31 protein-coding genes and 1 tRNA gene are annotated in these 26,227 nt (G+C 64.5%); 18 read left to right on the plus strand and 14 right to left on the minus strand.

Annotated features, from left to right (window positions below):
- Nucleotides 1-11: 11 nt before the first annotated feature.
- Nucleotides 12-365 carry a helix-turn-helix domain-containing protein gene (locus ACH413_RS23685; protein ID WP_360047078.1) on the plus strand — a complete coding sequence of 118 codons (354 nt, stop codon included), beginning with the start codon at nucleotides 12-14 and terminating at the stop codon, nucleotides 363-365.
- On the opposite strand, the gene ACH413_RS23690 is transcribed toward ACH413_RS23685, so the two are convergent.
- From ACH413_RS23690 to ACH413_RS23705, 4 genes are all read right to left on the minus strand, one after another.
- Nucleotides 355-1,170 (minus strand): hypothetical protein, encoded by an 816-nt coding sequence (locus ACH413_RS23690; protein ID WP_360047077.1) that lies wholly within the window; start codon nucleotides 1,168-1,170, stop codon nucleotides 355-357. The genes ACH413_RS23685 and ACH413_RS23690 overlap by 11 nt on opposite strands.
- Complete coding sequence (locus tag ACH413_RS23695; protein ID WP_360047094.1) at nucleotides 1,167-1,832, minus strand: protein phosphatase 2C domain-containing protein; 666 nt, start codon at nucleotides 1,830-1,832, stop codon at nucleotides 1,167-1,169. The genes ACH413_RS23690 and ACH413_RS23695 overlap by 4 nt, the downstream gene beginning before the upstream one ends.
- A gap of 371 nt (nucleotides 1,833-2,203) precedes the next feature.
- A complete protein-coding gene (locus ACH413_RS23700; RefSeq protein ID WP_360047076.1) occupies nucleotides 2,204-2,638 on the minus strand; it encodes a DUF4145 domain-containing protein in 435 nt (144 codons plus the stop codon).
- Between the two features lie 613 nt (nucleotides 2,639-3,251).
- Nucleotides 3,252-5,006, minus strand: coding sequence for an AIPR family protein (locus ACH413_RS23705; RefSeq protein WP_360047075.1), 1,755 nt, complete (start codon nucleotides 5,004-5,006; stop codon nucleotides 3,252-3,254).
- A 261-nt stretch (nucleotides 5,007-5,267) separates the two neighbouring features.
- Here ACH413_RS23705 and ACH413_RS23710 point away from each other — a divergent pair, with 261 nt between their 5' ends.
- From ACH413_RS23710 to ACH413_RS23725, 4 genes are all read left to right on the plus strand, one after another.
- Nucleotides 5,268-6,500 (plus strand): helix-turn-helix transcriptional regulator, encoded by a 1,233-nt coding sequence (locus ACH413_RS23710; RefSeq protein WP_360047074.1) that lies wholly within the window; start codon nucleotides 5,268-5,270, stop codon nucleotides 6,498-6,500.
- 107 nt (nucleotides 6,501-6,607) lie between these two features.
- Complete coding sequence (locus ACH413_RS23715; protein WP_360047073.1) at nucleotides 6,608-6,967, plus strand: hypothetical protein; 360 nt, start codon at nucleotides 6,608-6,610, stop codon at nucleotides 6,965-6,967.
- The gene (locus ACH413_RS23720; RefSeq protein ID WP_360047072.1) at nucleotides 6,964-7,611 is read left to right on the plus strand and encodes a hypothetical protein; all 648 of its coding nucleotides are present in this window, start codon (nucleotides 6,964-6,966) and stop codon (nucleotides 7,609-7,611) included. The genes ACH413_RS23715 and ACH413_RS23720 overlap by 4 nt, the downstream gene beginning before the upstream one ends.
- Nucleotides 7,612-7,616: 5 nt before the next feature.
- Nucleotides 7,617-8,456 carry a helix-turn-helix transcriptional regulator gene (locus ACH413_RS23725; protein ID WP_360047071.1) on the plus strand — a complete coding sequence of 280 codons (840 nt, stop codon included), beginning with the start codon at nucleotides 7,617-7,619 and terminating at the stop codon, nucleotides 8,454-8,456.
- Here ACH413_RS23725 and ACH413_RS23730 read toward each other — a convergent pair whose 3' ends face one another.
- Nucleotides 8,457-9,392 carry an SUMF1/EgtB/PvdO family nonheme iron enzyme gene (locus ACH413_RS23730; protein WP_360047070.1) on the minus strand — a complete coding sequence of 312 codons (936 nt, stop codon included), beginning with the start codon at nucleotides 9,390-9,392 and terminating at the stop codon, nucleotides 8,457-8,459. It lies immediately after the preceding gene.
- A 55-nt stretch (nucleotides 9,393-9,447) separates the two neighbouring features.
- Nucleotides 9,448-10,233: an aminotransferase class IV family protein gene (locus ACH413_RS23735; RefSeq protein WP_360047069.1), complete on the minus strand. Its 786-nt coding sequence runs from the start codon at nucleotides 10,231-10,233 to the stop codon at nucleotides 9,448-9,450.
- 182 nt (nucleotides 10,234-10,415) lie between these two features.
- Between ACH413_RS23735 and ACH413_RS23740 the strand changes: the two genes are divergently transcribed.
- Nucleotides 10,416-10,616 (plus strand): hypothetical protein, encoded by a 201-nt coding sequence (locus ACH413_RS23740; protein WP_360047068.1) that lies wholly within the window; start codon nucleotides 10,416-10,418, stop codon nucleotides 10,614-10,616.
- 16 nt (nucleotides 10,617-10,632) lie between these two features.
- Here ACH413_RS23740 and ACH413_RS23745 read toward each other — a convergent pair whose 3' ends face one another.
- On the minus strand, nucleotides 10,633-10,983 hold the full coding sequence (locus ACH413_RS23745; protein WP_360047067.1) for a helix-turn-helix transcriptional regulator: 351 nt from the start codon (nucleotides 10,981-10,983) through the stop codon (nucleotides 10,633-10,635).
- A 150-nt stretch (nucleotides 10,984-11,133) separates the two neighbouring features.
- On the opposite strand from ACH413_RS23745, the gene ACH413_RS23750 reads away from it, so the two are divergent.
- The 9 genes from ACH413_RS23750 to ACH413_RS23790 all read left to right on the plus strand — a co-directional run bounded on the left by ACH413_RS23750 (nucleotide 11,134) and on the right by ACH413_RS23790 (nucleotide 19,265).
- Nucleotides 11,134-11,490: a hypothetical protein gene (locus tag ACH413_RS23750; RefSeq protein WP_360047066.1), complete on the plus strand. Its 357-nt coding sequence runs from the start codon at nucleotides 11,134-11,136 to the stop codon at nucleotides 11,488-11,490.
- Nucleotides 11,491-11,582: 92 nt separating this feature from the next.
- On the plus strand, nucleotides 11,583-11,849 hold the full coding sequence (locus ACH413_RS23755) for a hypothetical protein (protein ID WP_360047065.1): 267 nt from the start codon (nucleotides 11,583-11,585) through the stop codon (nucleotides 11,847-11,849).
- Complete coding sequence (locus tag ACH413_RS23760) at nucleotides 11,849-12,121, plus strand: hypothetical protein (protein WP_360047064.1); 273 nt, start codon at nucleotides 11,849-11,851, stop codon at nucleotides 12,119-12,121. Before ACH413_RS23755 ends, ACH413_RS23760 begins: the two co-directional genes overlap by 1 nt.
- The gene (locus ACH413_RS23765; RefSeq protein ID WP_360047063.1) at nucleotides 12,118-12,912 is read left to right on the plus strand and encodes an ABC transporter permease; all 795 of its coding nucleotides are present in this window, start codon (nucleotides 12,118-12,120) and stop codon (nucleotides 12,910-12,912) included. Before ACH413_RS23760 ends, ACH413_RS23765 begins: the two co-directional genes overlap by 4 nt.
- Nucleotides 12,909-15,110, plus strand: coding sequence for a cell division protein FtsK (locus ACH413_RS23770; protein ID WP_360047062.1), 2,202 nt, complete (start codon nucleotides 12,909-12,911; stop codon nucleotides 15,108-15,110). Before ACH413_RS23765 ends, ACH413_RS23770 begins: the two co-directional genes overlap by 4 nt.
- Before the next feature lie 287 nt (nucleotides 15,111-15,397).
- The gene (locus ACH413_RS23775) at nucleotides 15,398-15,910 is read left to right on the plus strand and encodes a DUF2742 domain-containing protein (RefSeq protein WP_360047061.1); all 513 of its coding nucleotides are present in this window, start codon (nucleotides 15,398-15,400) and stop codon (nucleotides 15,908-15,910) included.
- Between the two features lie 40 nt (nucleotides 15,911-15,950).
- Complete coding sequence (locus ACH413_RS23780) at nucleotides 15,951-17,369, plus strand: DUF3631 domain-containing protein (protein WP_360047060.1); 1,419 nt, start codon at nucleotides 15,951-15,953, stop codon at nucleotides 17,367-17,369.
- 283 nt (nucleotides 17,370-17,652) lie between these two features.
- Nucleotides 17,653-17,838: a helix-turn-helix domain-containing protein gene (locus ACH413_RS23785; RefSeq protein ID WP_360047059.1), complete on the plus strand. Its 186-nt coding sequence runs from the start codon at nucleotides 17,653-17,655 to the stop codon at nucleotides 17,836-17,838.
- A complete protein-coding gene (locus ACH413_RS23790) occupies nucleotides 17,835-19,265 on the plus strand; it encodes an integrase (RefSeq protein WP_360047058.1) in 1,431 nt (476 codons plus the stop codon). The genes ACH413_RS23785 and ACH413_RS23790 overlap by 4 nt, the downstream gene beginning before the upstream one ends.
- A gap of 94 nt (nucleotides 19,266-19,359) precedes the next feature.
- On the opposite strand, the gene ACH413_RS23795 is transcribed toward ACH413_RS23790, so the two are convergent.
- Nucleotides 19,360-20,469, minus strand: coding sequence for a pentapeptide repeat-containing protein (locus ACH413_RS23795; protein WP_360047057.1), 1,110 nt, complete (start codon nucleotides 20,467-20,469; stop codon nucleotides 19,360-19,362).
- A 457-nt stretch (nucleotides 20,470-20,926) separates the two neighbouring features.
- Nucleotides 20,927-21,007: transfer RNA gene (locus tag ACH413_RS23800), tRNA-Tyr, on the minus strand.
- A gap of 120 nt (nucleotides 21,008-21,127) precedes the next feature.
- On the opposite strand from ACH413_RS23800, the gene ACH413_RS23805 reads away from it, so the two are divergent.
- Nucleotides 21,128-21,619: a YajQ family cyclic di-GMP-binding protein gene (locus ACH413_RS23805; protein WP_360047056.1), complete on the plus strand. Its 492-nt coding sequence runs from the start codon at nucleotides 21,128-21,130 to the stop codon at nucleotides 21,617-21,619.
- Nucleotides 21,616-22,488: a glucose-1-phosphate thymidylyltransferase RfbA gene (gene rfbA, locus ACH413_RS23810; RefSeq protein ID WP_360047055.1), complete on the plus strand. Its 873-nt coding sequence runs from the start codon at nucleotides 21,616-21,618 to the stop codon at nucleotides 22,486-22,488. Before ACH413_RS23805 ends, rfbA begins: the two co-directional genes overlap by 4 nt.
- Here rfbA and htpX read toward each other — a convergent pair.
- From htpX to ACH413_RS23830, 4 genes are read right to left on the minus strand one after another with little or no spacing between them, the layout of a single operon-like run.
- Nucleotides 22,485-23,345 carry a zinc metalloprotease HtpX gene (gene htpX, locus ACH413_RS23815; protein WP_360047054.1) on the minus strand — a complete coding sequence of 287 codons (861 nt, stop codon included), beginning with the start codon at nucleotides 23,343-23,345 and terminating at the stop codon, nucleotides 22,485-22,487. The two genes, rfbA and htpX, sit on opposite strands and share 4 nt — an antisense overlap.
- 18 nt (nucleotides 23,346-23,363) lie before the next feature.
- Nucleotides 23,364-23,816, minus strand: coding sequence for a 4Fe-4S binding protein (locus ACH413_RS23820; RefSeq protein ID WP_360047053.1), 453 nt, complete (start codon nucleotides 23,814-23,816; stop codon nucleotides 23,364-23,366).
- Nucleotides 23,813-24,343, minus strand: coding sequence for an NADH-quinone oxidoreductase subunit C (locus tag ACH413_RS23825; RefSeq protein WP_360047052.1), 531 nt, complete (start codon nucleotides 24,341-24,343; stop codon nucleotides 23,813-23,815). Before ACH413_RS23825 ends, ACH413_RS23820 begins: the two co-directional genes overlap by 4 nt.
- Nucleotides 24,340-24,750, minus strand: a complete 411-nt coding sequence (locus tag ACH413_RS23830; RefSeq protein WP_191298138.1) for an NADH-quinone oxidoreductase subunit B — start codon at nucleotides 24,748-24,750, stop codon at nucleotides 24,340-24,342. Before ACH413_RS23830 ends, ACH413_RS23825 begins: the two co-directional genes overlap by 4 nt.
- A 225-nt stretch (nucleotides 24,751-24,975) precedes the next feature.
- On the opposite strand from ACH413_RS23830, the gene ACH413_RS23835 reads away from it, so the two are divergent.
- On the plus strand, nucleotides 24,976-26,007 hold the full coding sequence (locus tag ACH413_RS23835; protein WP_319976871.1) for a LysR family transcriptional regulator: 1,032 nt from the start codon (nucleotides 24,976-24,978) through the stop codon (nucleotides 26,005-26,007).
- Between the two features lie 24 nt (nucleotides 26,008-26,031).
- Here the strand turns inward: ACH413_RS23835 and ACH413_RS23840 are convergent, their stop codons facing one another.
- Nucleotides 26,032-26,181 carry a hypothetical protein gene (locus tag ACH413_RS23840; RefSeq protein WP_157512956.1) on the minus strand — a complete coding sequence of 50 codons (150 nt, stop codon included), beginning with the start codon at nucleotides 26,179-26,181 and terminating at the stop codon, nucleotides 26,032-26,034.
- Nucleotides 26,182-26,227 lie beyond the last annotated feature (46 nt).

Genomic DNA, 26,227 nt, shown 5'->3' on the forward strand with positions numbered 1-26,227 from the left:
AAGGATCCTGGATGAAGCCTCGGCAGTACGCCTGCGGTCTCGACGCGGCGATCGACGTGATCGGCGGCCGCTGGAAGGCACTGATCCTCTGGGCGCTGCACCACGGCCCCGTGCGCACCGGCGAACTGCGCCGATCCGTGTCGGGCATCAGCGAGAAGATGCTCATCCAGGTGCTGCGCGAGATGGAAGCCGACGAGATCGTGCACCGCGAGGTGTTCCACGAGGTACCGCCCCGCGTCGAGTACTCACTGACGCCACTGGGCGTGCGCCTGAACGAGGCGCTGCTCGCTTTGGGCGACTGGGGCGAGGAGAACATGCAGGCGATCGCACGCCGCCGAGGCGTCGAGCCGGCTCCTAGGCATTGAGCAGCAGGCGCTCGGCCCAGTGCGGCAGCTCATAACCACGGGCCGCAGCAGCCTCCCGCACCCGAATCCGCAGCGGTCCGGGCAGGCGGGCGACGTCCATCCGTTGCTTGATGCGGCTCTTGTCCACCAACAGGATGCGAGCCGCGCCCGCGTCGTGGCGTTCGTCGGCCTGATCGCTTTGGAGGGCTGCGACGATCTCCGCGATCGGCACGTCGCGCAGGACCAGTCCGGGAACGTCCTCGTACGGCGGCGATTTCGCCTGGCTACCGATACCGGCCGCGCACCACGCCAGCAACTGCAGGACGCCGGTCACGGGCTCGACGCTCCGCATCCGTTCGCGGGCCTCGACCACGTGCTTGGAGTCGGCGGCCATCTCCCAGTGGCCGACAAGATCCCCGGCCATCTCCTGCAGCGCGGGCGGCATCGCCGCCTCCCATGCCAGCCACTCCGGCCGCTCCCTGCCGCTCCGCAAGGGGTTCGCCATGCCGTGTTCGTCCAGCCAACGCAACAACAGGCCGTCCGGAAGGCTCGCAAAGCCGTAGTACCCGTGCCAGTCGATCGCGCTGCTGCCGTGCAGAACGACCTCAGTGAGGCGCTCGCCCAGCACGCCGAAGAACTCGAACCGCACCTGGCCGGCGCACGCACACACGGCACCCGGCAACGATTCCACCGCCATGGCCGCACGCAGGCCGTCGAGCACACCTGGACGCGTCAGGTCGACGACGATCTCGCCATACCAGTCGATCTCGCGGACCCGGACGCTCGCCGCGGTGCGCAGCACGTCGTCCAGCGCCGAGAACGTCACCGGTCGAGATAGACGACAGTGGCGTCGTCAGAAATCTTCTTGCGAGGCCAATCGACGGCCTTGGCGTCTTCCTTTTCGACCGCGCGCATTCTGCGGATGAGGTCGTCGGGCCCGTTAGCCGCCATCAGTTCGAGCGCCTGTCGCCAATCGAAGAGATTGAACAGGTCGACCGCACGAGCAGCCCCGTCGGACAGGACCGCAACGCGCCGAACGTCCGACAACGGCACCTCACCGGTGAGCGCGTGCTCGACGTCATCAGCCTTCGCACCGGCCGTGCGCTTCGTCTGCGTATCGCTGACCACGAGCAACTCGCTCTTGGTGTCGACCACGACCGTGGCATCCCCAAGCACGAGGTACCGCAGCACGTCACCCTTGGTCTGCACCATCGCGATCGCCACGCTCGGCGAGTCCGGATGATCGAGGTCGCACGTACCGGAGTGCAGCTCAGCGGCCTGCGCGATCGCTTCCTTCAGCGCCACGACCGGCTCGAGGTGGGCAAAGCGCAAGATCTCCGCGGACAACTGGTCGGCGAACCAGCCGACCCCGTGCTCACACCCGGTCTCGGGCTTCGCCGTCACGCCGTCGAGCACGGCGAGCAGGTTCGGGCCGACGAGCGCGCGGTCCTCGCTCGGTGCCGTTGTCCGGCCGGCTTCGGTAGCCATCTGCGTGCGCACTGAGATCCCCCTCGGTCCGAACGACGGTACGACGATGGGCCCCTGACCAGTCCGGTCAGAGGCCCATCGATCATGCGTGGCGGGTAGAGGATTCGAACCTCTGTAGCTTTCGCGACGGATTTACAGACCTCCGCACCCACCACGCTTGACCTGGTTCTATAGAGCCTACAGGCACGGTTTCGGCACCGGTTCGGCAAGGGTGGACTCATAGGTAGGCCGTCGCCGCAGCAGGCACAGCGACCTGCGCAGCTCCTTTGCACGCGCACTTCAGGGAAGGAGGCAAGCAGTCGCACAGACCGCGTGCTCCAGGCGCCGCGTCCATTTTCATGTCCGCGTCAACCCACCTAAACCGTGCGCAGTTATAGCTGTCCTCGTGAGAGGCGGGCCTGCTGCCGTCTTGCTACGCGCGCTGGTGACTGGAACACCTCATGCAGAATCTCGCCCATCAGACCAAGGATCTCCTCTGATTCCTCGTCCGTCACGGGCTGCACGAAGTCGCCATGCGCCATCTCGTTCCCCAGATGACGGATCTCGTGAGCTGCTTCCGTGATGTGGGCACGCAGCAGGCCTTGAGCCTGCATCTGATCGATCTTGGCAACGAGCTGCCCTGTAGTGATGCCCTTTTCCTTGGCCGTAGCCTCAACCACTGATCGCGCCAACTGAACCGCAGCTCGGTGCGCTCCAATGCTGTGACACTGATGTGCTTCAGACGCGGCTGCCGCGATGTGCTCCGGCACATCGTCGAAGGGCTTCGGCTGGCCCTTTGCAGGCACCCATCGCAGATGCTCGCTCATGCGTTCCATGAAGCCGTGGTAGTCACGACCAGCTGATGCCCCACGAGAGTCGTGGACGAGTCCTATATTGAAGTGTTTGCACTCGTCGCAGGTGTAGACACCCATGAGCAGGACACCGTCCCCGACTCGCTCAGGGATCACACCTGCTTGCCCCCAGGGCGTCATGTGAGCCCTGGTCTCGCACCATCCACACGTCGTAACTGCCACGCAGGAAGCGTACGGCTCGCGACCGCTTCCGAGTTAGGATTTTCGCGCGCACAATCGGCCCGCGACCAGCTGCCCTGCCAACCGTGCCACATGAGCCCTCGGCAGGGCGGCACATCCTACAGCGGCAATATGGTTCTGACGTGCAGTAACGCTTACCTATGGCTGCGGAGGCACTCATGGTACGAGTGCTATCCCACCTGCCCACCATGGAGACTGACCTGCGATTCCTGGCGGATAGGCTGCGGGATTGGGGTGCCCCTGTCCGTCAAAGCCCTCCGCAGTATCCGCCCGCCCGCCCCGACGCGGGCATTCTTCAGCTGCCTCACCATAGCGACCCACCGAGGGGTCCTCAAATGAAAAGAACCCTCAATTTTCACTTCGAGCAGGTCGACTATTTTCATTGCCGCTACTTCTTCTCCACAAGCGACGCGAAAGGCTCATAAATCGCGGAATTGACGTCTTTGGTGGCATCAACAATACCGCGATAGCTCAACAGAGCGTTCTCCACAGTAGGCCGATTCCTCAAGCCGCCAACACCTTTTAGCGGATCGGTCAGAAGACTCGGCGCCAGCTTGAGCATCGCAGACGCGACAGGTTGCCAGACGATCATGGCTTCAGCAACGGTATAGCTATTGGAGAACTTAAGTGCGTAGCGGTCAGTCACGGCGTAATTGAGCAATTCCTCCATTGCATTACTTACCGCAGAGACCGCCAAGAATATAGACCCGCGAAGACTGAACCACGCAACCAGGCTCTTTTCTGCCGAAGTTCGACTGTCCTCGGCTTTTGTTCCTAGTTTAATTTTGTATTGCTCAACTGTTTTAAGCAGGCTGTAGACAAACATGATGTGACGAGCATCTGTTCGCTCAGGAAAAGTTGCGCCGTAAACGCTGTCAGACTCCCAGATCTGCCCCTTCTCATGGTAAGCGACTTCAGGCCTGCCATGAAACGCCGCCAAAGCTTGCGCAGCAACGCTGGCAGAGATCTGGTTTTCCCCAGGGCGTCGAATTACATCTTCAGCGCCACCACGGCGACCTCCGCTATAACCTGCGACACCTAGCTTTTCAAACTCTTTTACCAATCGAGTCTGAATACGATCGTTGCTTCGGAAATCTGAAGCTTCAGTTGGATTCTGCCGGTTATTATACCGAATAATTTCTCGAACAGTTGCCGCATCTTCGCATTTGATAAATCGCGCCATAAGGCGCCCGTCTGACACGGAGGAAGACTTGGCCGACCCTAGTGCGCCGGTCGTCTGAGCACCATTCACGATAGCCAGGCCAGTTATTTCCACAACATCCGAAGAAGGCTGCTCGAATTTATGAACGATAGCCGTTATTCCGTTATTGTATGCCCAGAAGCGGGCTGGAGTTTTCTCAGCAGTCTCCTGGATTCCATTATTAATATTGTTTTGTGATTTACGACTTCCGAGATAGCCCCTGATATTCGCAGAGAAGAGCCTATCTTGATGCACGCTAAACACGTCACGCAGCCACTGAGCTGGGACGCTAGTACAGACCGCGCTCCATGTGTCACCACTCTCGACAAACGAGCCCGCCACTTCTATTTGAAATTTGTCAGTCACCAAGATAGGCGTCTGAGATCCCTTGTACCTATCTTCCAGAGTCTCTTGCCCCAACTCTTTTCCTATAAAGTTGACAGAACGGCCAGGATGGCGGCTTGCAACGATCCCATGAGCGGCAGTTGCAACCGCGGCAAGCTCGTCACGTATCTGGCTACTTTCGGGAAGATTGTGAACAAACCAGATCTCTACACCATCAATGGCGTCGTCGTCCAACGCATCATGTAGTTCACGCCACGCACTCTGGAGTCGCATCGGCACGTCGCTCACTTGCTGCGCGCCAAAAAGCCAGTTTACAGCCTGGTGCAATGAGGCTGCTTTACCTTGTGGCGCCTGAACTTTCGAATCTGGAGATCCGCTTTCATAACCCTGCACTAGCACAACTGACCTAGAATCACGGTCAACATAAATTACATCGCAAGACTTATCATCTGGACCGTCCGTAAGCGCTGTCGCGGCAACACTATGGATATCTTCGATATCCAAACTCATCTGCAAGGCGAAGAGCGCTCGCTTGGCAGAGCCGTACTGATCGAGATCGGTGCGCTCAGCAAGCGCCACTTGAAGTGCAGTCGTCACGTGATCCCCTCCGGTCGAACGTCATTTACACCAAGGCGCAACGCAGAACAACCAGACACGCTGCGCAAGCGAAGACCGCGCCTCATCACCTGCGCTTATAGGAGCTGCAGCAGGCGGAGCAATCGCAAGCCGTGCGCAAGCAGGACATGTTTGGCGCAACCGGCCGACGCTAAGCTGACGGGTGACATCCTCGCTGGACGCGACCCTCGGTTGGCCGTCTGGAAGCGTCGGCGAGGACATACCCGGCGATGAGGTGGACCTATGGTGACCTCGGGTTTTCCCGATCCTGCGCACACCACGATCGGGCAGCGCATCAAGTGGGCGCGAGACCGTGCCGGCATGTCGCGCCCAGTCCTCGGCGGCCTGGTCGACAGGAGCGCGGAGTGGGTCAAGGCAGTCGAGAACGGCCGACTGCAAGCCCCACGCCTGGCAATGCTGCTCCGCATCGCGCACGCACTCGGTGTGCAGGACCTAGCTGACCTCACCGGCAACGGCCTTGCGGTGCCGGTTTCCGTATTCGCTGGCGAGAAGCACGTAGCGTTAGCCGCGGTGCAGGCCGCGTTGACCGACTATCACCTGACCAGCGACGCCCGTCCACCGAACGTCGCGCACCTTGCTGTGCGCCTGGACCAAGCGTGGCAAGTGCGGCACGCGAGTCCAGATCACCGCACACAGCTCGGCCTGCTCCTCCCCGACCTGATCCGGGACGCTCAGCGCGCCGTACGCGTCATCCGTGGTGAGGAACGCCGTGACGCACGCCGCGTGCTCGCCGGGGTGTACCGACTCGCCGACTTCTACTGCGCGTACCAGCCAGCCGCGGAACTGGTGTGGCTCGTCGCAGACCGGGCCATGCACGAAGCGCTGGAAGCCGACGACCCACTCGCGATCGCCGGAGGCGCGTGGGCGAAGGTCCAGGCGTTGCGCGATGTCGGCCGTTGGGACGAGGCGCTGGACGTGGCGGCGTTCGGTACCCGCGAACTTGAGCCTTACCTAGACAACGGCGACGAGTGGCGAGGTATGTGGGGCGCGCTGAAGGTCGAGGTTGCGTACGTCCACGCTCGCCGCGGTCGGCACGGCCAAGCCTGGGAGTCGTGGGAACTCGCGGACCGCATCGCACAGGAGCTCCCGATCGGCTACCGGCACACGCAGTCGTCGTTCAGCCGTCCCGTGATGTCCGCGCACGCAACAACGCTCGGTGTGGAGCTGCGGCGTCCTGCGGAGGCACTGCGCGCAGCTGACCAGATCGACCCGGACACCATCGTTTCGGTGCCGCGCCGGGCCCGGCACCTGATCGAAGTTGCCCGTGCTCACGACCAGCATGGCGAGCGGCACGCGGTGTGGGCGCTGCTCAACCACTCGGAGCGCACTGCCCCCGAGACGATCAAGTACAACGGGTTCGCGCGGGAGATGCTGATCGGCCTGCGCAGCAACCCGCCGGCCGGACTACGGCAGGACGTTCACGACCTGTGCGAGCGAGTCGGTATCGCAGCTTGACCTGATCAGGTGGGGGTACAGGTTGTACCCCTTGGCATGTTGGAACGGTTCTACGTTCCAAGCATGTGTTCGGTCAGCAATGCTTGTGGCGCAACGGTGGGCGGGGCATGAGCCCGCTCACCGACGCCGAGGCGGTAAAGCTCTTTCCCAGCCTCCAGTACCTGATCCTCATCCGCGAAGCGGACTGGATCTTCCTGCCGATCGACGATCCCGGCGATCCCAACGCGGTGCTCGACGGTGCCAGGGTCTGGCCGGCTGGTTGGCGGGACTGCATCCGTGTTCGCGACGAGAGTGATGCGCTCGGCCTACGCATCCGCGTCATCACCGGACAGCCTGCCGAGATCGTGTGGGAGCGAAGCGGCACTCTCGCCGATGTCGTCTTCAAACTGCTGGAGCTCCCAGAACCTGGCACCCGCCTCGCACCGACGCTGGTCGTCGGCAAAGCGCAGAAGCTTTGGACGCCGTGACCGGGATGGACCTCACTCAAGCCGGTCGCATCGTCGCGCCCTATGTCACCGCAAGCACCGCCGAGCAGGACTTGAAGTGCAGCCTGGTCGTGCGGCCCGGCGGCCTGGGAATCGGCTACGGCCATGAGCTTCCTGGCGATCGCGACGCTCTTGGTGTCCTGTGGCAGAAAGTCTCTGAACGGCCGAAGGAAGGCAAACCGGAGTTCGGCAGAGTGCACCCGACGCGGCAACGGCAGGCGATGAACGAGCTTCTGTGTCAGGTCTGCGCGGGACCGGCCGACCGAACGCCGGATGGTGTTCTGTGGCTGCTGCGGGACCACCGGGAGGATTGGCCCCGCTGGCCGGAAGGCATGGCCTCGGTGGAGCCGCCCATCTGTGTTCGATGCGTTGCGATCTCGCTGCGGCGATGCCCGGCGCTTCAGCGCGGTGCTGTCGCAATACGCGTTCGAGAGTTCGCGGCTGTGGGTGTCTGGGGCACGGTCTATCGGCCAGGCACGTTCGCGCCCGTTCCGGCTGAAGCTGCCCAGCTTGCCTACGGTGATCCGAAGACTCGGTGGATGGTCGCCGTGGCGTTGATCCGTGAACTGCGGGATTGCAGCTTCGTCCCGTTTGACGAGCTGCGCGACACGACAGGCGCGGGATAACGGCGATGGCGAAAGACTTCCGGGCCACCGCGCTCGAACGCGCTATAGGGCGACAGCTCGCCGGATGGCGCGACGAGCGAGGGTTGAGCCTCACTGAGGCCGGCCAGCGGGTGGGCTTCAGCAGCGCCAAGCTGTCCATGATGGAAAACGCGGTGCAGCCTTCGCCGCCCGTGGACATCATGGCGCTCGGGTACGTCTACAAGACGCCCACTCCAGAATGGCAGGCCGTGGTGCTGCGGGCACAGCACGCGGAGCAAAGGCGCAGGCAAGGAAGCAATGTCGGCCTCAACTTCGATCCGGCGGCGGACTTCGTGAATCTCGTGTTCGAGGCGACGGTGTTTCGTGCGTTCACGACGGATCTCGTTCCCGCCGTCTTCCAACTCTCCGGCTACACGAACGCCGTCATGCAGGACGACCCCGTACGCACCGCACGGCTGGCGATGGTGCGTGAGGCGTGGGCGACACGGCTGACCGGCAAAGATCCGCTCACAGTCCAGGCGGTGTTCCCGGAAGCCGTGTTGAGGCAGGTGATCGGCGGGCCGCGAGTGATGAAAGCGCAGTTGCTGCACCTGATGGAGATCAGCGAGCATCCGACGGTGAGCGTGCAGGTAGTACCGCGCGGTGCTAGGGCCTACCCGGCCGCAGGATCCCCGTTCACGTTGCTCGGGTTCCCACACCGCCAACACAACGACGTGGCGTACCTGGAGACGTTCATCAAAGGCGAGTACGTCGAGGACCTGGGGCTGACTGAGCAGTTCGCGCAACGGTTCACAGGACTGCAGAAAGTCGCGCTCGACCCCGACGAGTCGCTGGAACTCATCGCCGAGGCAGCCGCGGAGCTGTAGTCAGCGGCGGAGCAGCTCGTCCATCGTGTCCGCGGCGACCACGCACCTGAAGCCCGTGTCGTCATCCTTCATGGTGGCGTTCGCGTCGTTGAAGGACGACGGAGTCGATCGGTTGAACGGGCTCGTCCAGGCGCCGCCCTTGAGCTCGTGGCGCCCCGGCTTCGTCTCGGTCGAGCACCACTCCCAGACGTTCCCGCACATGTCGTACACGCCGTACGGGCTCACGCCGCTCTGGTAGCAGTCGCGTGGAGTGGTCAGTCCGACGCCGTTTTCGCGCACGTTGCACTTGGCAGGCGTCGGCTGGTCACCCCACGGGTAGACCGTGCCGCGCGTTCCTCGCGCAGCCTTCTCCCACTGCTGGCTCGTCGGCAGCGACTTCCCCGCCCAGGCCGCGTAGGCACTCGCGTCGTTCCAGGTCACAAAGACCACCGGGTGGTCTCGGATCTCGGCAGGGCACTGTCCGTCCGGCCAGTGGTACGGAGGCTCGTGTCCAGTCGCGGCAACGAACCGCGCATAGTCCTCATTGGACACAGGGAACACGTCGATGTAGTAGCCCGGTATCCACGCGGGGGTGTTGCTGGGGCCGCTGAGAAAGACGCTTCCCTCGACCATGAGCATCGCACTGCCGTCGGTCGGGTGGTGGACCTGGCCGCTGCCGATCGGCTCGACCGGTACGTCCTGCTCCCCCGCCCGAACCACGGAGTCGCCTACCAGGAAGGTGAAGCGCGCGTGCGTGTCAGGGTCGCTGCGGGTGAGGCAGGTGTCCAGCGCCGCCTGGTTCACGGGCCGAGGCTGGATGTTCTCGCGGCCGGCCTCCCACTTCGAGACCATGCGCTCACTCACACCGAGATGAGCTGCGAACTCTCGAAGGCTCATGCGCATTGCATCGCGTAGGGCGCGAACTTCCACGCCGGTCCAGCGTTGCACGGTCGGCATTGCACACTCCCCCTTGGAGACCCTCCAAGGGAGCCTAGCGGGCCGAAAGCGCTGCCTATACCGGTTCCGCCGGAATGTCGGCATACAGCTCCCCCAACTCCTTCAGAACGGGGTGCGTGTCCGATGCCCACTGCGTCGAGTCGACCGATGCCACCGCTCGAACACCGGTCGCAGCGTTGGTAGCGAAGGCTGCATCCATGCTCGGGAGGTCAGACAGCGTCAGCGGCTCCGTCACAATCTGCTCGTCCAATTCCTGGTTGAGCAGAGTCATAGTGACACCCGCAAGCCACGGCGACCGTGGCCAAATGACGCGGCCCTCACGAACAAAACCGATATTCGATGTAGCAACTTCGGAAATCGTGCCGTCAGGATTGAGAAATAGGGCGTCGTCATAACCCTCTCGCTGCGCGGCCCGACGACGCTGCATGGTCCCCCAGAGGCCGATGTGCTTCACCGACGGCATGTCCCTCTGATACGCGGCAGCCTGAAGCCGCCACGGCGCTGGAGATCCACTCGGCGCCTGGCGGTGCGTGACGAGCACATGAGGGTTCGCGTCATGCCCGATGGTCCCCAGGTCCAAAGCAGGATCGAAGACCGTGACGCGCACGACAACACGGCCACCTGCGTGTTCACCGAGGGCCTTCCGCACGTAGCCGCGGACCCGCTCTGTGTCGAGGTCTTGATCAAAAAGCTGTCGGCAGTCGCGAGACAGCCGTCCCATGTGCAACGACAGTCCCCGCACTTCACCGTTTTCAGCCAGCATTGAGGTGAAGTGCCCGTAGTTCGTGAGGGCAAGCGCCTTCATCTGATCGAGGGTGGCGGGGACGCCATTCAGGTCCATACCCCCAGGCTGCCACCCCGTAGGCGGATCCAAAAGGCGAGCGCGCCGAAGTTCGGTGAAAGTTCAGTGCTGGAAGTTCAGTGGAAGTTCGGCGTTGAGGTACTACTTGGGCAGTTCTCGTGTGGCGCAGATCGCATCAAGCTTGGCGCACACCGAACAACCACCGAGAACGGAGCACCGAGATGGCCAGGAAACAGACGATGATGCCGCTTCCAACCGGCGGCGGAACCGGTCGACGTGCAGTGCTCACCTTGGCGGCCTTGGCCGTGCTCGCCCTGGTGATTCGAGACCCGGCCGGCGCAGCGGTCATCGCTCGCCAGTTGGCAACGTGGGGCGGGGCGGCGCTGGACGGCGTGGTCGCCTTCTTCCGCGCGCTGTCGTGAGTCCAGGGCCAGCTGTTCAGCTCTTCGACATGCGGTCGACCTTCGCACTCAAGCCTTCGAGGCCGGCGCGCAACTCTGCAACCTCGCCTCGGAGAGCTTGAACCTCGTCGTGCAGGTCACGCGACGCATCGCCATCCGGCGCCGGACGGCCAGCGGCAACATCCCCAAGGTGATCAGCCTTCCAGCCGAGCGCCGTGGACACGGCTGCAAGCGTGGTCGCGGACCGCGACGCGTCCGCACCCTGCTGCATGAGGCGGAGGGTCGCCGTACTCACCTTCGAGCGCTCTGACAGCTCCTTCTGCGACAGCCCCAGTTGCTCCATTCGGGTGTTAATCGCGTCGGCCACGGCCTGCCAGTTCTTCGCCATTCAGACCTCCGCCTAGCGCCAGTACCAGCGCAAATTCTAGCGCAACACACCCCAAAGCCGCACCAAGCAGCCCTGCCATCTTCACGCGATCGCTTGTTCTAGCGCTTGTTCTAGCGCTAGCGTCGGCGCATCGCCTTCGAAAGGAACTCGATGAACACCACCAGCAACTACCCCGACGGCATCACCGCCGAGGCTGTCACCAGCATCGTCAAGGAGCTGTCCGACGAGATCGGCTCTCCCTTCGCACCGACCGCGGCACTGATGGACGGTTCGGCGATCGCAAGGCGAAACGCCCGGATGTTGGCGCGTGCCGCTGCGGGGGTCTCGCCGAAGTACGGCATCTCGCTGGCGCAGGCCGCGCAGGAAGCAACGACGCCGATTCGGGCTGTTCCTACCGCCACGACGCCGACGCCCGTGCGGGGCAAGAAGCACAAGGGCCGCCGGGCTCGCCGCAAGGAACTGCGTGGCCAGGTCATCAACCGAGGCACCGGAACCGAGGCCGCCTAGTTGCCCCGGACCGGCGGACTCCCGCCAAGAAGTCACCACCGGTCCGGGTTCTCGCACCGCCATCCGATCTTGCAACCAGAAGGGGCACCCAAGTGTCCACCACGATCAACGCCCGGTCTTCGGGCTCCGAACCCACGATCTGCGAGCTTCTCGCCACCTGGCAGGAGACCGCGCCACCGATGACCGCCCCGGACGTCGAGGCCGCAGCGTGGTTCGAACGATCCGTGCACCTGCTCGCACCGATCACGGGGAACCCGGCGCACCCGCAGCACGCCGAGGCGTGCGCGCTCGCTGCGGAGAACTCCCACGACGCGCTCGCGCTGCGCGAGTCCGCACGTTCGAAGGGAGCGATGCGCTGATGGACGAGCCAATGTTGTTGCTGCTGCTGGGTTCTGGCGTCGCGTTCGTGTTCGCCGTGCTGCTGTGGAAGCTGCTGGTCACCACGCTCGGCATCGCCTCCATGCAGTGGGCCGTGATCACGGGCCTTCCGGACGAGCCCGTGGCGCAGGTTCTGGCCTTTGGGATTCCCGCGCTGCTGGCCGCGTTCGCACTCCTCTACGTCCCGCGCATCGCAGCCCGTGGCGCTGCGCACTCAATCACTCGCGTTCGTCTGAAGGGAGTTCGCCGATGACCAGCGCTTACCCCGTGCGCCTGGAGGAGTTGATCCCGCGAGTGCGCTCGCTGGCGGAGGAGTCCGGAGAGAAGCCGTCCATCCGCAGCGTGGCGGGGACGTTCAACGTCGGTGCGAAGAAGGCACGTGCCGCGCTCGTCGCGCTCGGCTACATCGACGGGAGCGAGCACGGTGCGACGAGCGAACGCCGGTTGCAGTCTGTCCCCGCGGTTGCAGACGTGGTCGCGGACGCACGAGAAGACCACGACGACGTAGCAGAGAAGGTTGCAGAGCCGCACGTCAACACGGTCGTAGACGCACCGATGTCGGCCCCGAAGTCGGCGAGCCGAGAGAACTCTCCACGAGTCCGCGCACAGGTCCGGCGGTGGCCGATCGTCCTCATCGCGCTCGGTGCGTTCGTCTCGATCTGGGGCGGCTGGGTCGAGTTGGGCAAGCTCACCGGCTTCGGTGAGATCACCCCGCTTCCCGGCATCGCGGACAACTGGACGATCAACTCCGCAATCACGCTGCCGCTCGGCATGGAGGCCTACGCGGCGCTCGCGTTGCAGGTGTGGTTGTCCGGTCGCACCCGATCTGACAAGGCGCGCTCGTTCGCCAAGTGGTCCGCGCTCGGTGCGCTCGTCCTCGGTGCGGGTGGCCAGGTCGCCTACCACCTGATGAAGGCCGCGGGCATGGCCGTTGCTCCGTGGCAGATCACCACCGTCGTGTCGTGCCTGCCCGTGGTCGTCCTCGGGTTCGGTGCGGCGCTGGTTCACCTGATGACCGACAAGCCAGAGGAGGTGCGCTCATGAACAGCCCCGACACGCGGCCCGACCGCACCAACGATGCGGGCGCAATCGTCTACGACCTGAACGCTCGCCGGGCGGCAGCCGGCACCGAACTCGAACCGCAGTACGTGATGGAGGGCGTTCTCCTCACCGACGAGGAGAACGCCGCACTTGACCGCCGCATCGAGCGGGGCGGTGGCATCGCACGGGTACGGCAGGCTCACGCCACGGTCGTGCGCACCGTGCAGGTGGTGCGTCAGCACGAGCCGACCGTCAAGGCCACCCGGACCGTGCTCAGCAACTCCCTGTACGTCGTCCAGGGCTTCGAGTCCTGGGCACGGCGGATGTGGGACGCGGGCACGTTCGGCGTGTACCGCCGCCAGGTCAAGGCCGCCGAGGCGATGGGCGATCGAGAAGCGTTGCAGGAGTGGACGGAGCGCAAGGAACTCGCGCAGGAACGCCGTCACCGTCGGCTGATGGACCTGCCCGGCATGGCCGCCGGGCTCGCCAGGGTCACCGCGGGATCAGTCGCGGCCCTGCTGGTGATGCTGCTGGTGGTCTCGACTTTGGTTCAGGTCACCGACACCGGCCGGTTCCTCGCAGTGTGGGAAGGAGTCCTGGACGCAACCGGCTGGTTCATCACCGCCGTGACGGTGGTGTGGACACCGTTCGTGCTCAGCCTGCCCGCTCTGGTCTTGCTCGGGGCATGGCGTGAGGGCCGCCGCCAGGGCACGGCTCCGGGCTGGCTGGCGACCGCGGCTGATGCCGATGCGGACGTCACGATCGATGAGACGACGATCGCGCGTGCGTTGGAGGCGCTGCGGATTCCGCAGATCACCGCGTACATCAAGCAGGGCTTGCCGTTGCAGTACATCACCACCGCTCGCAAGGACGGGCGCGGAACTCACGCAGTGCTTCGGCTCCCGGCCGGCGTCACCGCCGAGAAGATCGCTCGCCGCCGTGGTGACCTGGCCACCGGTCTGCACCGGCTGTCCAAAGAGGTATGGCCGACCACCGGCAGCGAAGCCGGAATTCTCGATCTGTGGGTGGCGGACAAGGGCGCGCTTGCCGAAGGTGCTGGTGCGTACCCGTTGCTGCGCGAAGGAAGCGTGGACATCTTCAAGGGTGTCCCGTTCGGACGGACGTTGCGTGGCGAGCCGATCACCGCTCCGGTGTTGGAGCGCAACACGATCGGCGGCGGCATGCCTGGCCAGGGCAAGTCATCGGCGGCCCGGTGCGTGATGGCTGGCGCTGCGCTGGACCCGACCGCAGAACTTCGGATCTGGGTTCCTGACGCGAACTTCGACTTCGAAGCGTTCAAGCCGCGGTGCTCGCGCTACGTCATGGGCGCCGAGGACGAGAAGATCGCCGAGATCCTGGAGCACCTGCGAGAGCTGCACGACGAGGTGCAGACCCGCGGTGAACTGCTCATCAAGCACGAAGAACCAGCGGTGACGCGCAAGCTGGCCAGCGCCGGAATTGGCCTGCACCCGATTGTTGCGCTGCTGGAAGAGGCGCACGTGGCGATCCAGCACGCCGTCTACGGAGCCGAGATCGCCCGGCTGCTGGTGGACATCGTCAGGCTCGGGCGCAAGCGCGCCATCCACCTGTTCCTGTCGACGCAGGCACCGACGAAGGACAGCATGCCGCGCGACGTCACCCGCAACTGCTCCAACGGAATCGCGTTTGCTGTCGGTGATCACGTCGCCAACGACGCCCTTCTCGGCCAGGGCGCGTACGCGGCCGGCCACCGGGCGACGGAGCTGATTCCCGGCACTGACAAGGGAACCGCCGTGGTCAAGGGCTTCAGCGGGGAACGCTCGGAAATCGTGCAGGTCTACTTCCTGGACGTCTCCCGCAACAACGATCAGGTCACCCCGATCATCGCGCGGTCGCTGGCCGCGATCGAGTCTGTTGGACGAGGTCTGCCCGGTACTGCCGTGGCGGCTCCGGCGATCGAGCTCAACCGCGACCTGCTCGAAGACCTCGACGCGGTGATGGGAGAGGAGCCCATCAGGGTTGCGGACCTGCCCGCGCTCCTGGCGCAGCACGCGCCGCGCTGGACGCCGTACCGCTCGCTCACCGGCAAGGCGCTGCGTGACCAGCTCGCCGAACTCGGCGTGAAGGTGCCGTCCACGAAGAACACCTACCCCGTCGATCCCGTCACCATCCGTGATGCTCTCGCTCGTCAGGCGACGGCTGACCTGGACGACGAGAGCTAGTTCCGAGGTAGGCCGGGTTAGGTCGCTGGAAGACACGCAGGACCACTCCGAACCCCCTGGCCAGGCATCACTGCCCCCGACCTAACCCGGCTAACCAGCTAACTCATCGCAGCTCAGCAACGGTGTCGCCCCACCTAACCCAGGTAGTTAGAAACCTAACCCGGACTCGGCGACCTAACCCGACCTGTTCTCGGCTTGCCAGCTCTCAGCACGGCTCGTTCTCGGTGTCCGTGCTGTCCCTGCACGCCCAACCACTGTCACTCAGAGCAACCTGGAGATGCGACGTCATGACCAGCCGCCGCACGTTCCTCACCGATCCCAGCGACGTCCACGCGTTCAACCGACGACCGCTGCGAGACCCGTCCGTCGTCCGCGCATGGTGTGAGCCGATGCTCCGGCCGGCATGGGACGCGATGCGTCCCGGCGACTCCATGCCGCTGGCAGGAAGCCCGAAGTGGGAAGCGCTCAACGACGACGACCCGCGCAAGCTCGCCGCTGTCCTTCACGCAGCGCTTGCACACCTCGATGAGTCCACACCGCACGCAATCGCCGCTCGCTTCGCTCACGAAATCGCAGCGCAGCACCACGAAGAACAGTTGCTGCTGAAGGAGACGGCCATCGCCGTGTCAGCCGCGATGTCCAGTGCAGGCGCGCTGAACCAGTACCTGCCGTTCTGCACGCTCGCGGCTCGTCGCACTACCTACGCGACGTCACCCCTGACTGCGGATGAGATCCGCCGCCGCGCCTCCCGTTCGTGGGGGCTCGCCGACCACCCCAGCACACGCAAGCGGGCCGCGTGAACGAGCTGCACCACCACGAGATCGAAAGGAGGGACATCGCGTGAGCGCCTTCATCAACACCCTGGCGGACATCGACAACGTGATCGGAGACGCCGACACGGACACGACCGCCACCACCACGGCTGCCGTGATGACCTGCCACACCTGCGGCAAGCCGCTCACCGAGTCCGTGTCCGACGACTTCTGTGACGAGCCCTGCCAAACCAGGTGGTTGGCGTCCCTCGCGGAGTCGAGCCCGCAGGACGGTGGCCAGTCGCCCGACGAGGACCAGCCCGAGGCCGCGCCGTTGACGCCGGTCGCATCCTGGCTCGGTGCGCCGCCCGGTGTGGTGTCGCGCCCCGGCCACGAACTGTTGGACGCGGTGACGGCGTTCCTGAACCGCTTCCTGCGGTTTCCCAGCGAGCACTGCGCGCCGGTCGTGGCGCTCTGGTTCGCTCACACCCATCTCGCGGACCGGCTCTACGTCACGCCGCGGCTGATCCTGTCGTCTGCTGAACCCGGCAGCGGCAAGACCCGCGTGCTGGAGATCGGGCAATACCTCGTTCACAAGCCCGAGATGACCATCTCCATGACCACGGCGGCCATCTTCCGTCTGCTGCTGGACGGCCCGGTCACGCTGATGTTCGACGAGATCGACGCCGTCTTCAGCACCCGAGGAGGCAACAACGAAGACCTGCGCGGACTGCTCAACGCCGGATACAAGCGGTCCGCCACGATCGCCCGCTGCGTCGGTGACGCGAAGTCCATGAACGTTCAGCGCTTCCCCGTCTATGCGCCCGTGGCGCTCGCGGGGATTGCCGGACACATGCCCGCCACCATCACCAGCCGCGCCGTCACGATCCACATGCGCAAAGCCGCGTACGGCGACGATCCCGAGGAGTTCTTGGAAGAGGACGTCGAACTCGAAGCTGCACCGTTGCGGGCCGAACTCGCCGCTTGGGCTGACACCGTTGCAGACCAGGTCGCCACGGCCCGGCCTGAACGCCCGGACGGCGTCCGCAACCGCGCAGCCGAGATCTGGCGTCCGTTGCTCGCGCTCGCCGAAGCTGCGGGCGGTGACTGGCCGGCCGCAGCTCGCGCGGCCTGCACGCACTTCGTCATCGACACCGCCACGAGTCAGGAGGAGTCCACTGGCGTCCAGCTCCTGGCCGCCTTGCGCGACCTCTTCACCCAGCACGGCACGGACCGGATGCGCACGGCCGATATCCTGAGCGCCCTGCACGCGCTCGAAGAGGCACAGTGGTCCGACATGGGCGATGGCAAAGTCCTTAACCCGCAAGGGCTTGCGCGCGAACTCAAGCGTTACGACGTCAAGCCGGTCGTGTTCGAACCGCTCAACCCCGGTGAGAAGGCCGGCCGCGGCTACGTCGCTTTCACGACCAACGGCGCTCAGGCCCAAACCGGGCTCGCCGACGCATGGCGGCGCTACCTGCCGCCTGCGCCTCCCGCGCAGGCGTAAGACCCGTAAGGGCCGTAAGGAACCAGGTCACAGCGTCGTCAGGGTGTAAGCGGCTTACGTCTCGAACCGTAAGCCGAGTCCGCCAACACAGCAGCGGCTTACGCATCGGAACGTAAGCGGCTTGCACCCCTGCGCGCCTTCAACCAGGCGACTTACGGCTCTTACGGCACTTACGCCGCTATAGACATCCCCGAATCTGAGGCAATGCCGCACGCCCCGGTCTCCGTGGGCTCGCCATCTGCCGTTGCTCATCGTTCCAACAACACGCGGAGGTGGCGTGGTCATGCGCCGACGTGAACTGCTGACGGTTGCCGAGTTCTGCAAGGAGTTCAAGATTTCCCGCTCGACGCTCTACGAGTGGATTGCGAAGCAAGCGGCACCGAAGTTCTCGCGGTTGCCCAACGGGCAGCTGCGCTTCGACCGGAGCGACGTGGACGACTGGTTCAACGGCTGTGGGGTGGCGGCATGAAGACAAGCTTCAACGTCCGGATCTACACCACCGATGTCTACAAGGGCACGCGAACCACGACGTACTGGGTTCGTTGGGCCGTCGAGAAGAAGAAGTTCAAGGAGAAGTTCAAGACTTCCGCTTTGGCCGACAGCTTCCGCTCGGAACTCGTCATCGCATCGCGCAAGGGTGAGGCGTTCTGCGTTGAGACGGGTAGCCCGATGTCGAAGCTGCGCGAGGAAACCGCGGACAAAACCGTGATGTCCTGGTTCGACCTCGTCGCGAAGTTCGTGGACATGAAGTGGGACGACGCCGCGCCTACACACCGCAAGTCCATTGCGGACGCGCTCGCGCCGATCACCGAGGCAATGATCTCGACCGACCGCGCACGTCCCCGACACAAGGTGCTCCGCCGGGCGATTCGCATTCACTGCAACAAGGAACGCCGTAACCAGGAGCACCCGAGCGACGTGGCGGCGGCGCTCGGGTGGTTGGCGCAAAACACGCGCCAGGTGTCCGAACTTGTGGACGCCGATTTCCTGCGGAAGGTGGTCAGCGCGTTCGAACGGAAGCTCGATGGACAGCGCGCCGCGTACGACACCATCCGACTGCGGCGGACGACGTTCGGCAGCATCTTGGCCTACGCCCACGAGATGAACGTGTTGTCCGAGAACCCCTGGAAGGAGGTGAAGGTCAAGAAGCACAAGGCGGTGGCCCAGGAGGTTGACCGTCGTTGTGTGGCGAACCCGATTCAGTTCCGCACGGTGCTACGCGAGGTGGCCGGCATTGGGCGCACGGGTGCCAAGTTGGTGGCGTTCTTCGCGCTGATGTTCTTCGCGGCGCTCCGGCCCGAGGAGGCTTCCAACCTCAGGCTCTACAACCTGCGGCTGCCGCCGAAGGTATGGAACGAGGAGGCGCAGCGTTGGGAGGTCCATGAGTGGGGCGTGATCGACCTTGAGGGTGCGGCTCCTGAGGTAGGTAGCGAGTGGACGGACAGCGGTAAGCGGCACGAGGAGCGCGAGCTCAAGCATCGTCACAAGGGCTTCGGCAGGCCGGTCCCGATGTGTCCGGAGTTGGCTCTCTACCTCTACGAGCACATCGAGAGGTTCGGCATCGGGCCGCGCGGGCTGCTGTTCGTCGCTGAGCGGGGTGGGCGCATTGGCAGCTCGACCTACGGGCGGATCTGGGATCTCGCCCGCAAGATCGCGTTTGCCGAGGAAGTAGCGGCTGGCCCGCTCTCAAAGCGACCGTACGACCTCCGCCACGCGTGCGTGACGTTCTGGCTCAACATGGTCAAAGAACCAAAGAGAGTTGCTGAATGGGCAGGGCACAGCTTGCAGGTACTGCTACGCGAGTACGCAAAGTGTATCGATGGAGGTGAACAAGAAGCTCTTCGGAGCATACAAGAGGGACTGAGCGGGCCGGCGATGGCATTCAGGGCAGCGTGACCGCCTTACTCAATACAGAAATGAGTCAAGAAGATAGACCAGGAGCAGCAGCGCTGCGCGCGTCAATGAGGAGCAGATCTAGCATCCCTGCACGCTACTCTTCCTCCGGCGGCGCAGCCACATCATCATCCGGACGCAAGAACTCTTTAATGACTTCCGGGAGACGGCTGTCAAATCGAGCTCCATCAAAGAATGGGGCGCTATTAAAAACAACTTGATCAAACTCGGCGAGCTCAAGAAACTCCGCTTCATAAAACATTGTGAGGTTTCCAAACTGCACCTGACTAAATTTGGCGCGATGAAGAAAGTGCGTGCCCTTGAAGTATGCGAAACTGAGAAATCGAGAAGACTCGAAGGTCGCCATGCGTTTGAACGTGGTCGAACCGAAGCCAGCGTATCCGCTGAATTTTACCCTCTCAAACCAGGCAATGTCGCTAAACTGCGCGTCCCCGAACTCGACAAAGTCACCAAAGGAAGAATCAGTGAATGCAGCCGTACCACTAAACCGAGCATCGCCGAACCTGACCGTGCGAGCTGAGACACCCATGAAATCTAGATCAATTAGGACTGCGCCAGTGAGATCAATATCGATGCCTGGCCAGAACGTATCGATCGGATTTCTCCTATTATCGACACAGCGCAAGTTGAGCGCCAGAATACGCTGAGCAGTGACGCGAACTTCGCGCTCTTGGACTCGCTCACGATACACGTCGAGAATTGAAGTCTCAGCGTCATCGCCTGGAGATTTCCCAGGTATTGTGTATGGCATGCGCAGATAGGCGCACAATACGTTGACGATGGTTTGACGCTGGTGCGGGTTGTCTTGAGCAAGGCGTTCGAGAGCGTAGAGTCCGCCGAGCCGGACTGGTGCTTTGTCAGAGCCGAGTTGCTCCACGGCTTTGGTGTAGAGGTCGGTGATGCGCCGTTCCCGAGAGTCGGCCTCGGTGTGGTCTTGGTCGCGATCCTTCTGCGCAAGTGCGATGGCAGCTTGAGCGAGGGCAATCTCGGCGGCCCTCTGGCGTCGCCAGGAGAGGTAGAGGGCAAGAGCTCCTCCGCCACCCAGGCCGATGCTCAGTCCAGTGCGCAAGGCGTCTAGGCGCGCAGCGACAAGTTTGTCCCCGTTGAGTCCGGCCGTCCCTGCCCACCACAAGGCCACCACTACCACGGCAGTTACCAGGATGAGGCCGCCGACAATCGCAATCACTCTCGCAGTCGAAGGCGGCTGCATCGGTGGTGCAGGCACAGTTCCAGGCAAGGGCATTCCAGGAGTTGGCACTTCGCTCACCGAGGGAGATGTACTCACACATGCTCATCACTTCAACAGGCTCTGGCGCTACATGGAGGCCACGCGAAGGGATCTCCCTGCCACGAGGGGTAGGCCCCTCACTCTTACAGCTCTACACCGCAGGTGCCCCGGGCCGAATCGGGTAGGCGAAGCTTCCTCATTCGAGCCACCTCCAGCCACACAGAGGAGACCCCAGTCCTGGTGGCATCAACTGGACCAGCTGCACGTCACAGCGACAAGACTAGGAGCCCGCAAACTTCGGCACGTATTCGGCACAGACACCAGCAACCGGCCGGATCGAGCCGTACGCAGCCGGACAGCACGACGAAGGCCCTGTGACCAGAACTTCCTGCTCACAGGGCCTTCAGTACTGCTGTGGCGGGTAGAGGATTCGAACCTCTGTAGCTTTCGCGACGGATTTACAGTCCGCTCCCATTGGCCGCTCGGGCAACCCGCCCCACACCGCCGTAACGGTGCGGGCAGAACAATACATAACCCCTTCGGGACGCCCCAAATCGGGGTACCCCAGTAGCATCGACGCTGGCTGTGAACCCCGAGATCGTTGAGGAGTGAAGTCGTGGCGGACCCGTCGTTCGACGTGGTGAGCAAGGTGGACCGGCAGGAGGTCGACAACGCGCTCAACCAGGCCTCCAAGGAGCTGAGCACGCGCTTCGACTTCCGCGGGACCAACACCACAGTGGCCTGGGCCGGCGAGGAGGCGATCACCTTCTCCTCCGAGACCGAGGAGCGCTGCAAGGCGGCGGTCGACGTCTTCCAGGAGAAGCTGGTGAAGCGCAACATCTCGATGAAGGCGTTCGAGGTGGGCGAGCCCGCGGTGTCCGGAAAGGTGTTCAAGGTCACGGGAAACCTCGTGCAGGGCATCACGTCCGAGAAGGCCAAGGAGATCGCCAAGAAGATCCGCGACGAGGCGCCCAAGGGCGTTCAGGCGCAGATCCAGGGCGACCAGTTGCGGGTGTCCGGCAAGAAGAAGGACCACCTGCAGGACGTCATCGCTCTGCTGAAGGGCTCTGACTTCGGCATCGCCATCCAGTTCACCAACTACCGGTGAAGGGCATCGTCCTCGCCGGTGGCAGTGGGACGCGCCTGCACCCGATCACGCAGGCCGTCTCCAAGCAGTTGCTGCCGGTGTACGACAAGCCGATGATCTACTACCCGCTGTCGGTGCTCATGCTGGCCGGCATCCGGGAGGTGCTGATCATCAGCACGCCCACCGACCTGCCGCAGTTCCGGCGGCTGCTCGGCGACGGTTCCCAGTGGGGCATGAGCTTCTCCTACGCGGAGCAGGCCGCGCCGAACGGGCTCGCGGAGGCGTTCATCATCGGCGCCGACTTCGTCGGTGGCGACGACGTGGCGCTGGTGCTGGGCGACAACATCTTCTACGGCCAGGGTTTCTCCACCACGCTGCAGCAGCACGCGTCCTCTTTGGACGGCTGCGTGCTGTTCGGCTACCAGGTGAAGGACCCCGAGCGGTACGGCGTGGGTGAGGTCGACGCGACGGGCAAGCTGTTGTCCATCGAGGAGAAGCCCGCCAGGCCGAAGTCGAACCGGGCGATCACCGGGCTCTACTTCTACGACAACGGCGTGGTCGACATCGCGCGGAACCTCAAGCCGTCACCGCGTGGCGAGCTGGAGATCACCGACGTCAACCTCGCGTACCTGAACGAGGGCCGGGCGCAACTCGTGGACCTGAGCCGCGGGTTCGCGTGGCTCGACACCGGCACGCACGACTCGCTGCTCGAGGCCGGGCAGTTCGTGCAGGTGCTGGAACACCGGACCGGCGTGCGCATCGCGTGTCCCGAGGAGATCGCGCTGCGCATGGGCTTCATCTCCGCCGACGAGTGCTACGCGCTCGGCGAGAAGCTCGGCAAGTCCGGGTACGGCGAGTACCTCATGGCCGTGGCGAAGGCAGGGCGTTAGCGCCGGGCCATCTCTTCGAGCCTGCGGATGCGGTCGGCGATCGGCGGGTGGGTCGAGAACCACTTCGCGAACTGCTCCCCCGTGCGGAACGGGTTCGCGATCATCAGGTGGCTCTGCGACACCACCTCCGGCTCCGGTGCGAGCGGCGCCGCCCGCGTCCCCAGCTCGATCTTGCGCAACGCGCTCGCGAGCGACAGCGGGTCGCCGGTGAGTTCCGAACCTGCCTGGTCCGCCTGGAACTCGCGAGAGCGGCTCACGGCCAGGCGCACGACGGTCGCCGCGATCGGGCCGAGCAGCGCGATCAGCAGCAGGCCGAGCGGGCCAGGTCCGTCGTCGTCGCCGTCACCGCCGAAGATGCTCGCGAACAGCGCCAGGTTCGCGAGCATCGTGATCACACCGGCCAGCGCGCCGGCCACGCAGCTGATCAGGATGTCGCGGTTGTAGACGTGCGCGAGTTCGTGGCCGAGCACGGCGCGCAGTTCGCGTTCGTCGAGCAGGTCCAGGATGCCCGTGGTGCAGCACACGGCGGCGTTGCGCGGGTTGCGGCCCGTCGCGAACGCGTTCGGCGCGGCGGTCGGGCTCAGGAAGAGCCTGGGCATGGGCTGGCGCGCCTTCTGCGACAGCTCCCGCACGATCGCGTAAAGCACTGGTTGCTCCACCTGCGACACAGGTACCGCCCGCATCGCGCGCAGCGCGAGCTTGTCCGAGTTGAAGTACGCGTAGGCGTTCACGCCCAAGGCCAACAGCAGGCCGATGACCAGTGCGGTCCGGCCGAACAGGCTGCTGATCAGCACGATCAGCGCGCTCATCCCGCCGAGCAGCACGGCCGTCTTCAACCCGTTGAAGTGCTTGTGCACGGTTTTCGCCTCCGGGTTTTACGTCCTACCCCTCAACGAACCGGGCCGTCGTCCAGTTCCTGTCGCCGTTTCCGGCGCGGCCTCCGCAGCGGGGTCGAGCCGGGGCGGCGGTGGCACCTTCTCGACCCAGGTGGACAGGACGTCCCGTTCGTGGACGAGCTCCGCGACGGCACCCTCGCCGTCGATCGAGCCCGTGCCCGGATAGCCGAACTCCGGCGCCCAGTGCAGGGCGTCGAACGGGCAGACCTCGACGCAGATGCCGCAGTACAGACACTGGCCGTAGTCGATCGCGAACCGGTCGAGCACGTTGCGGCTGCGCGGGCGGGCGCTGCCGGGCTGCTCCTCGACCTCGGTGTGCGACGTGATGTGGATGCACCAGTCGGGACACTCGCGCGCGCAGATCATGCAGACCGTGCAGTTCGCCTCCAACAGCGCGATGACGCCCCTGGTGCGCGGCGGAAGGTTCGTCACGACGTGCTCTCCTCTTCGCGGCGCGGACCCCAGGACGGGTCAGGAACGCCAGGTGGTGCGGTGCGGCGGCGGCTCGGTGCGCTCGTGTTGTCCTCGCCCGGTTCGAGGGCGCCCGGCCAGGGACGCACGACTCGTGAAGCCAGCACGAAGTCCTTGCGCAGCGGGTGGCCCTGGAAGCTCTCGGGCAGCAGCAGGTGTTCGGGCTCGCCGTCGACGGCGATGCCGAACATCTCCGCAGCCTCGCGTTCGTGCCAGAGGGCGCCCTTCCAGAGGTGGGCGACGCTCGGCACCGCGTCGGTCTCCGCGATCTCGGTCCGCAGCATCACACCCTCGCGCGTCTGCGGATTGATGACGTGCAGGAACACCGCGTGGCGCTGACCCGCGGCACCCGGCCGGCCCGCGTCCTCGACGCCGAGCCAGTCGAACATCACGAAGCCCTGCTCGTGGTGAGCTGTGGCCGTGGTGAGCCAGTCGGCGAGCTCCACGTGGTGGACGGTCTGACCGAACGCGGTCTTCGGGGTGGTCACGCGTTCACCAGTCCATGCAGCGCCTTGAGGCCTTCGAGCAGCGCTTCCGGCCGCGGCGGGCAGCCGGGAACGGCGACGTGGACGGGCAGGGCCTGGTCGATCCCCTTGGTGACGCTGTAGGAATCCCAGTAGGGGCCGCCGGTGTTGCTGCAGGCGCCCACGGAGATCACGTAACGGGGTTCGGGCATGGCCTCGTAACTGCGGAGGACAGCAGGCAACATGACGTCCGTGACGGTGCCGGAGACAACGAGAACGTGCGCCTCGCCCGCGCCGTCGACCGGCGTGACGCCGAGGTCGGGAAGGCGGTCGAGAGCTGCCATCACTTCGACTCCGCAGCAGGCGAGTCCGAGTTCGAGCACGGTGACCTGGTAGGTGGTACCCCAGTCCAGGCGAGCGGAAGCCGTCACAACTGGCGAGGGTAATACTTGGGGGCCCACCGGCTTGCGCTGGCGGACCCCCACCCCCCAATGATTCCCCCCGGAATCGGCTCCCACGCGTGGTCGCCGCGGATAGTTTTGTACACCCGCGCTATAAGTGTCCAGGGATTTGCCGACAGGATCTGCAGATAATTTGTCGGCGAAATGTGGTCAAGTTCAGTTCAACTGATCAGTAGAACATCAGAGAGGGTCTCGATGTCCGGCTCGTCCCAGTTGGTGCTTCCGACCAGCACCTCGCTGCACCGTTTGCTGAACATGCCCGGTGCTCTACTGGATACCACGATGGACCAGCTCAGGACCCTGCTGACCGTGCACGAGACCCGTTCGGCCCTACGCGCCGCGAGGGCGTTGGGACGCGAGCAGTCGAGTGTGCAGAAGCAGCTCGACACGTTGAACAGGAACTTCCTGGAACTGTGCGGCGAAGCGCTCGTGGTGAAGCAGGGACGCGGAAAGGACGTGCTGTTCACGCCGACTGGTGAGTCGCTCGTCGAATTGGCGCGAGAGACGCTCGCGGAGTGGCTCGACGGAATTCACGAGTGCCGCCGCAAGCTCGGCACGACCGTCACCGTGGGCACGACGCGATACATGCTGGACACGCTCGCGAAGGCGTGGCACCACGTGTCGGACGAGTTCCGCGAACGCGACGTGGACCTCAAGGTCGTGCACATCCGCACCAAGGACATCTGGACGAAGCTGGAGACGCGCGAGGTCGACGTCGTGTGCGGCAGCGTCGTGACGCGGGCCGGCGCGGGCTGGGAGCGGCCGGAGTTCGACGTGATCGAGTGGCGGCGCGGCGGCCTCGCGTTGCTGACGAACCTGCCGGAGACGGTTGTCGGCGACCGCGTGCGGGTACCTCAGCTGAGGTCGGTCCCGTTGGTCGTGCCGGGGGCGGGGCTGATCGCGGAGTTCCTGCGGGGCTGGTTCGGGCCGGACTACCGGCAGGGGCTCGACATCGCGGCCGAGATCGACGAGATCCAGTACGGCATCTCGCTGCTGCGCTCCAACCTCGTCCAGGGAGCCATGATCGTGACGTCTGGTTTGGGCGTGGTGGCGTCGAACAACGAACTCCGGGAGGGAGGCGGCCTCCGGGTCGTCGAGCTCGCAGATGACTCAATGGAGCGGCTTGTGGGCGTTTTCGCCCGAACGGACGAACTGGCGAAGCATCCGGCGGACCATCCGCTGAACCTGCTGTGGTCGGCCTTCAAAGCAGAAGCGCCCCGGCCGTAGCCGAGGCGCTCTGCTGTTTCCTGCCTACTTCTTCGCGGGTGTCATGGCGTCGTGCTCAGGCCTGCGTTGCTCGACGTTGGGACGATGCTGGGCTTTGGCCATCTTGGCCAGCCAACTCGTCGCCTCCGAGCGGATCTTCTCCAGCTCGTCGTCGCGTGCCTGTTGCTCGTTCATCGGCCACTCCCTGCGTTCGGGGATCGCGTTCGATGGGAGCACTACC

The sequence above is a fragment of the Lentzea sp. NPDC020367 genome (assembly GCF_044387305.1).
Lineage (GTDB): Bacteria > Actinomycetota > Actinomycetes > Mycobacteriales > Pseudonocardiaceae > Lentzea.